We start from the raw sequence: 6912 nt of genomic DNA, 5'->3' as shown, positions 1-6912 counted from the left end.
GGCTGCGATCTTTTGATCTTGCTTTTAAAAGCCAAAGTCAAAAGATCGCAGCCTGCGGCAGCTCCTACATACAGGCGAAAAAAAACCCGCCGAAGCGGGTTTTTCCCAAGACCATTATCGACTCCCTGTCGGCAGCGATCCTTGCAAATGGTCGATCATCCTTGATCCTGAAACACTCCCTGTGTCTCAGTTGATGTGTGTAGATTACGCGGTGGATCCAATCGCCAATAGTCGTAAAAGCTACCAGCGCGTGTAGGACATTCGCCATAGCAACCCTTCCGAAAACCCCTAGCCGTGTCAGGCAGCAAGCATGGAAGCCGCGATCTGCGCGACGTTCAGCTGTCCTGGGGCCTGTTTCCAGCACCACCGTGCACATGGCCGGCTGTCGCTGTCGTTCAGGCAAGATTCGAAGGTCTCAGCCACCGTCACGCTCGCGGGCCTTGGCGCTCTCGGCAAGAAACTGTTCGAGCCGGCTCAACTGCTCCTCCCAGCCACGGCTGTCCATGTAATACGCCTCTTTCTGGCGAATGTCAGGAATGTGCGCGAAGCCGGATTCGGACACTTTCAGCAACGTACCGCTCTCGAAGTCTTCCAGCTCGAACCTGACCAACGTAGTCGGCTCCTGGGAATAGTCGATCTTCGGATTGACCGCATACGGATGCCAGCGAAACGAAAACAACTGCTGCGGCTCGACCCGCTCGATCAGCACGTTCCACAACACGTGTTCATAACCCGGATACGTGACCTGCCCTTGCGTCCATTCACCGGCAATAAAACGCCTGCCCTCCAGCGCCACCCCAAACCACTGGCCAAACGCCTCGGCATCGACCAATGCACGCCAGACATGCGAACGCGGCGCCTTGAGCGTGATTTTGCGTTCGAAACTATTGGGTACTGGTTTCATACGTCACCTCCTGTTTTGAACACTAGGCCTGTATGACCACATGTCCAATGTGAAGTTGTATCAAGGCGGTGCAGTCATTCATCGGCAAGGACACATCAAGCTGCACTTTTTGACCGTTGCTGTGATGGATCCAGGCACCCTCTGCCCAACGAAACTGTTACCTTCTCCAGCGAATTTGAATCTACAAGGACGAATCATGCCGCCATCCCTCGCTGAACGTTACCGCGGAGCCCTGCTCGGTCTTGCGTGCGGCGACGCTGTCGGTACTACGGTTGAGTTCAAACCACGGGGATCATTCCCACCATTGACCGATATGGTCGGCGGTGGCCCGTTCCACCTCAAGCCAGGACAGTGGACCGATGACACTTCCATGGCCCTCTGTCTGGCAGAAAGCCTGCTGAACAAGAATGGATTCAACGCTGCCGACCAGATGGGCCGCTACCTCAACTGGTGGCAATGGGGTTACCTCAGTTCGACCGGTGAATGTTTCGATGTCGGCATGACCGTCAGCCAGGCGCTCGCGCAGTATCAACAAACCGCTGATCCCTTCGCCGGCTCGACCGACCCGTACAGCGCCGGCAACGGTTCGCTGATGCGTCTGGTGCCGGTGGTGCTGTTTTATTTTCCCGATACCCGGAAAATCCAGAGCTTTGCCGCCGACAGTTCGCGAACCACCCACGCAGCACCTGAAGCCATCGAATGCTGCCAATTGTTGGCCGGGTTGATTGCCAGAGCGCTTGAAGGCGCAAGCAAAGCAGAACTGCGTCAGTTGCCTTCCGCCAGCTTCTCGCAATCCAAGGTCGCCGCCATTGCGCGTGGCGAATACCTCGTTCAGTCCGAGACGGATATCAAAGGCAATGGCTACAGCGTGCAGTCCCTGGAAGCGGCGCTTTGGTGCTTTCACCAGACGGACAGCTTCGAAGCGGCCATTTTGCGAGCGGCCAACCTGGGTGATGACGCCGATACCACCGCCGCGATCACCGGTCAGTTGGCCGGCGTCTATTACGGCGTGCGGGGCATTCCTGCACATTGGCTGGAAAGGCTGCACGATGGTGAAGAGATTGCGGCCATCGCCGACCGTTTGCTCGACGCCTCCCGAATGCGCCTGCCTGAATAAGTGCGAAGCAGCCGCTACACTGCTCGGCACTTATCTTCGATACAGCGAGACTTGACCATGTCCCTACGCCTGCTTCTGGCCCTGACCCCCTTTCTGTTCACTCCCCTCGCCCACGCCGCCGTCGACTGCGCCAATGCCAGCGATCAGGCGACGATGAATCAGTGCGCCGGGCAGGACTTCAAAGCGGCGGACAAGGAATTGAACACCGTGTACCAGCAGATCACCGGACGCTTGAAGGACAACCCGGATGGCAAGAAGCTGTTGGTCAGCGCGCAGCGGGCGTGGCTCGGGTTTCGGGATGCCGAGTGCAAGTTTTCATCGTCGGGAGTTACTGGCGGGAGCGTTTATCCGTGGGTTTACAGCAGTTGTCTGACGGGGGTGACCAAGCTGCGGGTTGAGTCGCTGAAACAGTATTTGAAGTGTGAAGAAGGTGACATGAGCTGCCCGGTGCCTGGGGCCTGATTTTTTTGCGGCGGCGTTGAGGATCCTTCGCGAGCAGGCTCGCTCCCACATTGGAATGCATTTCAAATGTGGGGGCGGAGAACATCTTTCACCTTTACGGAATTTGATGACGAGCACACTGACAGACCTAAGGTTTCGACCCCGCAGCCATCGATGAAATCCTCGGACTCACGGCCCGCAACTTGTGCAGTGTAGTGATTCTGCCGCTAGGGCATAGAGCCACTGAGGGAGAGTGGTTGGTCAACTTGAAAAAGGTTCGGCGCTCGCGGGAAAACTTCATTACCGAGATCAAGTAAGACCGGTTAGAGCGGGGACTGAAGCATGCTTGTGGCGCATGCCCCCCGCTCCAATCATTCGCAGAACCCGTCATCGATATCAGCGGCCACCGCGTAGGTCGCGGCCCTCCCCTGCTCTCGACTTGCTTCGAACTCGAAAATCTATCGACATAGAAATCCCCGCAAATCGATTGAACTGAGGTTCACTCTATGACCACTGCGTCCGATGCCAACAACGCCCTTCACAAAACAAGAACAATTTATTATTGCCATTCGATAATTTAACATCGAGAATTAGTCATTCCCAATGACACCGCAAGGATTTTTCATGAGTACTCGTAACAACGGATTGGCACTGCAGCGCATGCATTGGGTGGGATTACTGGCAGCGATTCTTGTCTGGGTCTTAGCGGTGACCGAGGTCGGTGGCAACGCTTCGATCTGGTTCTTCCAAACGGATGAAATGCTCGCGGCTCTGCTCTACGCCTTCGCCGAAAACTCGCCGCAATTACTTGACCCGTTTGTCGAAGGTGCCCTGCTTGCCCCCGATACATGGCTCTCGCCACTGGTCACTGCGCTGCTCGTCGTTTTGGATTTCCTGCCCGTCCTGCTTTCGACCTACGTGCTCTGGCTGACAGGGTTGTTTTTCCTGCGCTTGTCCCGCGGCGAAACCTGGACCGAGCGCAACATCAAGGTGTTATGGCGAGTGGGGATTCTGTGCATCATTTCTCCGGCCGCCTACCCCCTGATAGAGACCTTGCAAGGTTTGGCCCTGTCTATTGATCTGCCGCCAGGGGATCGTATTTTTCAGTTCTCGATCGGCCTGTCTTCCACTTCTGCCTACGAGATTGTCAAAGGCGTATTGCTCTGTTTGTTTTCAATTATCATGCGCGATGCAAAAGTACTCAGCGATGAGCAAAGCCAATACATATAGAACAATACAATGACCATTATCGTCCGCCTTGACGTTGTCATGGCCACGCAAAAAATTCGCTCGAAAGAGTTGGCCAGCCTGCTGGGCATCACCGAGGCCAATCTGTCATTACTGAAGAATGGCAAGGTCAAGGGCGTGAAAATGGCCACCCTGGACAAGCTCTGCGCAGCACTCGATTGCCAGCCTGGCGATTTGCTGGAATACCAGAAAGACTGAGCCTTGCGCAGGCGCGCAAGTTAATTGTCGCCAGTCCACACCGTTTAACGCTTATTCAATCCTTAGTTTGTAAGGCGGCTTTCTCATGACCCGGTTTTTACTTTGCACGCTGTTTTTACTGACAGCGTTGATCAGCGGCTGCGCCACGCAAATGGACGTCGCGCTAAATGCCACACCCGATCCGGACTATCATTTTGACCGAAAGGCGACTGTGCTGGTGACGTCTGCGAGTGGCAGCGACGAAAACGCTCTTAATGCCCGCTATTATCTTCGCGACATGGTTAACGCGCTGAAAGACAGGGGTTTCCAGGAGGTCTATACCGACGCCAGCCTGCCAAAGAACCACGCGCCGATAAAAATGACTGTCAGCCTCGATATTGGCAGTCGACAAGTGACTTACCGCTATACCGCCACCGACTATGGGCAAGTTCCGACCAGCACCTCTACCGTGTGCAAGACCAGCAAGAAAAAAGACGACCGACTGACCTGTACGAGTAAACCGAACACCACCTATGGACCGGTAGGGGCCACGGAGCGCACCGGTTACACCACGCTCAGCACCTTCGTTGCCACTGCCCGCGACGAAGTCAGCAAGCGCCCGGTCTACCTGCTTCGCGCGTCGTCCTATAACGAAGACTGCCAATCCACCAAGGTTGAAGCCTTTCTGGTAGAACAGGGCTTGCAGAACCTGAACTTCGAGGATCGCGTGCAGCGCAACTACACCGTCACGATGCCCGAGGGTTACCGCTGCAAATAGGCTTTGCAAGACAGTTCACAGTAACGGCTCAGCTTGCATGAGTCGCTACTGTGAACTGTTGAAAGTTAAACGTGCGGGTCACCCGGCGCTTTCGTCGGCGCGGCGTATTGCGGCTTGAGATGACCGTCCTGATCAAGCAGCCAGGCGTCCATGATCTGCCGCACCACAGGGCCGGCAACACGACCACCGGCCTCGCCGTTCTCGATCATCACCGAAATCGCAATCTTCGGATGCTCGGCCGGCGCAAAGCCGACGAACAAGGCGTTATCGCGGTGGCGCTCCAGGGTTTTCTCGCGGTTGTAGCGCTCGCCCTGCTTGATCGCCACCACTTGCGCGGTACCACTCTTGCCAGCGATGCGATATTGCGCACCGGCCGCGGCCGCACGAGCGATGCCTCGCGCATCGTGCATGACCATCTGCATGCCGTGATTGACCTGCTCCCAGTCTCGCGGATCCTTGAGCAGGATGTTCGGCATCGGATGTTCGTCGACAGGAGCAACACCGTCGACGGTCTTGGCCAGGTGCGGCCGGTTCCAGACACCTTTGTTGGCGATCAATGCCGTGGCTTGAGCCAGTTGCAGCGGTGTGACCTGCATATAGCCCTGGCCGATGCCAAGGATGACCGTTTCGCCCGGGAACCAGGCTTGACGGCGAGTCGCGCGCTTCCACGCTTGCGATGGCATCAGGCCGGGCGACTCTTCAAACATGTCCAGCGAGACCTTCTCACCCAAGCCGAACATTGCCATGTAATCGTGCAGGCGATCGATGCCGAGCTTGTGCGCAAGGTCGTAGAAATAGGTGTCATTGGAACGCATGATCGCCGCGTCCATATCCACCCAGCCGTCGCCACTGTGGTTCCAGTTGCGGTACTTGTGATCGAAGTCCGGGAGTTGATAATAACCGGGGTCGAAGACGCGCGTCTGCGGTGTCACGACGCCGGCGTCGAGGCCGGCGATTGCCACTTCTGGCTTGATCGTTGAGCCCGGTGCGTAGAGCCCGCGCAGCACACGGTTGAACAGCGGCCTGTCGATCGAATCTCGCAGTGCCGAGTATTCCTTGGAGCTGATACCGGTGACGAACAGATTCGGATCGAAGCTCGGATTGCTGACCATGGCCAATACCTCGCCCGTCGACGGATCGAGCGCTACCACTGAACCACGACGATCACCCAGCGCGGCTTCGGCTGCTTCCTGCAGTTTGATGTCGAGGCTCAGGACGATGTTCTGGCCCGGGACCGGGTCGGTATGTTTGAGCACACGCAGTACGCGACCTTGAGCGTTGGTCTCCACTTCTTCGTAACCGACGTGGCCGTGTAGTTGCGCCTCGTAGAAGCGTTCGATGCCGGTTTTGCCGATGGATTGCGTACCGCGATATTCGACCGAGTCGAGGCTCTTCGACTCTTTTTCATTGATCCGCCCGACGTAGCCGATCGAGTGGGCGAAATGCGCGCCGAGCGGGTAATGCCGGACGAACTGGGGTTCGACATCGAGGCCCGGGAGGCGGAACTCATTGACGGCCAATACAGCAATTTGCTCTTCCGTCAGCTCATAGAACAGCGTGACCGGCGTAAACGGGTGACGGGACTGCTTCATGGCTTTATCGAAGACTGTACGATCTTCTGCAGGCAAGTGCAGGAGGTTGATGACCTCGTCCAGTTCTTGATTGACGTCGGTGGCGCGCTCGCGGGTGATAGTCAGGTTGAAACTGGGGCGGTTATCGGCGAGCAAGACGCCGTTGCGGTCGTAGATCAAGCCGCGTGTCGGCGGGATCGGCAATACGTGGACGCGGTTGTTTTCGGAGATCGTGGAGTGGTAGTCGAACTCCACCACCTGGAGGATGTACAGGCGCACGACAAGGGCGCAGCTGATGGCGAAAACGAACAAGGCGCAGGCGATCAAACGTTTGTTGACCAGGCGCGTCTCTTTTTCGTGGTCTTTGATCGGGATCGGTTCAGGCATTTCTACAGCAACTCTTCGACATAAATGAGTGCCGATCCGTGGGCATGACATCAGTCCGTTAAAAAAAACGAGCTGCACCATACCAAAAACTGCCCGGTCATTTCAGAAGGAATTTCCCCAATGGCCATTTCTTGCGACGGCTGGGACAGCGTTGTCCTGTGAAAACTTTCCTGCGGGCAAAACAAAACCCCAACTGCTTTCGCAATTGGGGTTTCGGAATTTAATCTTGACGATGACCTACTCTCACATGGGGAAACCCCACACTACCATCGGCGATGCATCGTTTCAC

8 protein-coding genes are annotated in these 6912 nt (G+C 56.3%); 6 read left to right on the top strand and 2 right to left on the bottom strand.

What is annotated here, in order from left to right:
- On the top strand, nucleotides 1-194 hold a 194-nt coding region (locus AC0ZWN_RS28690; protein ID WP_476337691.1), incomplete at its 5' end, for a hypothetical protein.
- A gap of 221 nt (nucleotides 195-415) precedes the next feature.
- Here AC0ZWN_RS28690 and AC0ZWN_RS28685 read toward each other — a convergent pair.
- Complete coding sequence (locus AC0ZWN_RS28685; protein ID WP_093433632.1) at nucleotides 416-904, bottom strand: SRPBCC family protein; 489 nt, start codon at nucleotides 902-904, stop codon at nucleotides 416-418.
- Between the two features lie 196 nt (nucleotides 905-1100).
- Between AC0ZWN_RS28685 and AC0ZWN_RS28680 the strand changes: the two genes are divergently transcribed.
- From AC0ZWN_RS28680 to AC0ZWN_RS28660, 5 genes are all read left to right on the top strand, one after another.
- The gene (locus tag AC0ZWN_RS28680) at nucleotides 1101-2021 is read left to right on the top strand and encodes an ADP-ribosylglycohydrolase family protein (RefSeq protein ID WP_476337689.1); all 921 of its coding nucleotides are present in this window, start codon (nucleotides 1101-1103) and stop codon (nucleotides 2019-2021) included.
- Nucleotides 2022-2078: 57 nt separating this feature from the next.
- Nucleotides 2079-2483, top strand: coding sequence for a lysozyme inhibitor LprI family protein (locus AC0ZWN_RS28675; RefSeq protein WP_476337687.1), 405 nt, complete (start codon nucleotides 2079-2081; stop codon nucleotides 2481-2483).
- Nucleotides 2484-3086: 603 nt separating this feature from the next.
- A complete protein-coding gene (locus AC0ZWN_RS28670; protein WP_093433623.1) occupies nucleotides 3087-3692 on the top strand; it encodes a hypothetical protein in 606 nt (201 codons plus the stop codon).
- A gap of 9 nt (nucleotides 3693-3701) precedes the next feature.
- Nucleotides 3702-3908 (top strand): helix-turn-helix domain-containing protein, encoded by a 207-nt coding sequence (locus AC0ZWN_RS28665; RefSeq protein ID WP_007910409.1) that lies wholly within the window; start codon nucleotides 3702-3704, stop codon nucleotides 3906-3908.
- A gap of 85 nt (nucleotides 3909-3993) precedes the next feature.
- A complete protein-coding gene (locus AC0ZWN_RS28660) occupies nucleotides 3994-4665 on the top strand; it encodes a hypothetical protein (RefSeq protein ID WP_476337685.1) in 672 nt (223 codons plus the stop codon).
- 65 nt (nucleotides 4666-4730) lie between these two features.
- On the opposite strand, the gene mrdA is transcribed toward AC0ZWN_RS28660, so the two are convergent.
- A complete protein-coding gene (mrdA, locus tag AC0ZWN_RS28655; RefSeq protein WP_034156458.1) occupies nucleotides 4731-6623 on the bottom strand; it encodes a penicillin-binding protein 2 in 1893 nt (630 codons plus the stop codon).
- Nucleotides 6624-6912: the final 289 nt, after the last annotated feature.

The organism is Pseudomonas sp. 3B-A001-10F, assembly GCF_056313565.1.
The sequence above is the reverse complement of the archived record's forward strand: the minus strand, read 5'-3'. Positions and strand labels throughout refer to the sequence as shown.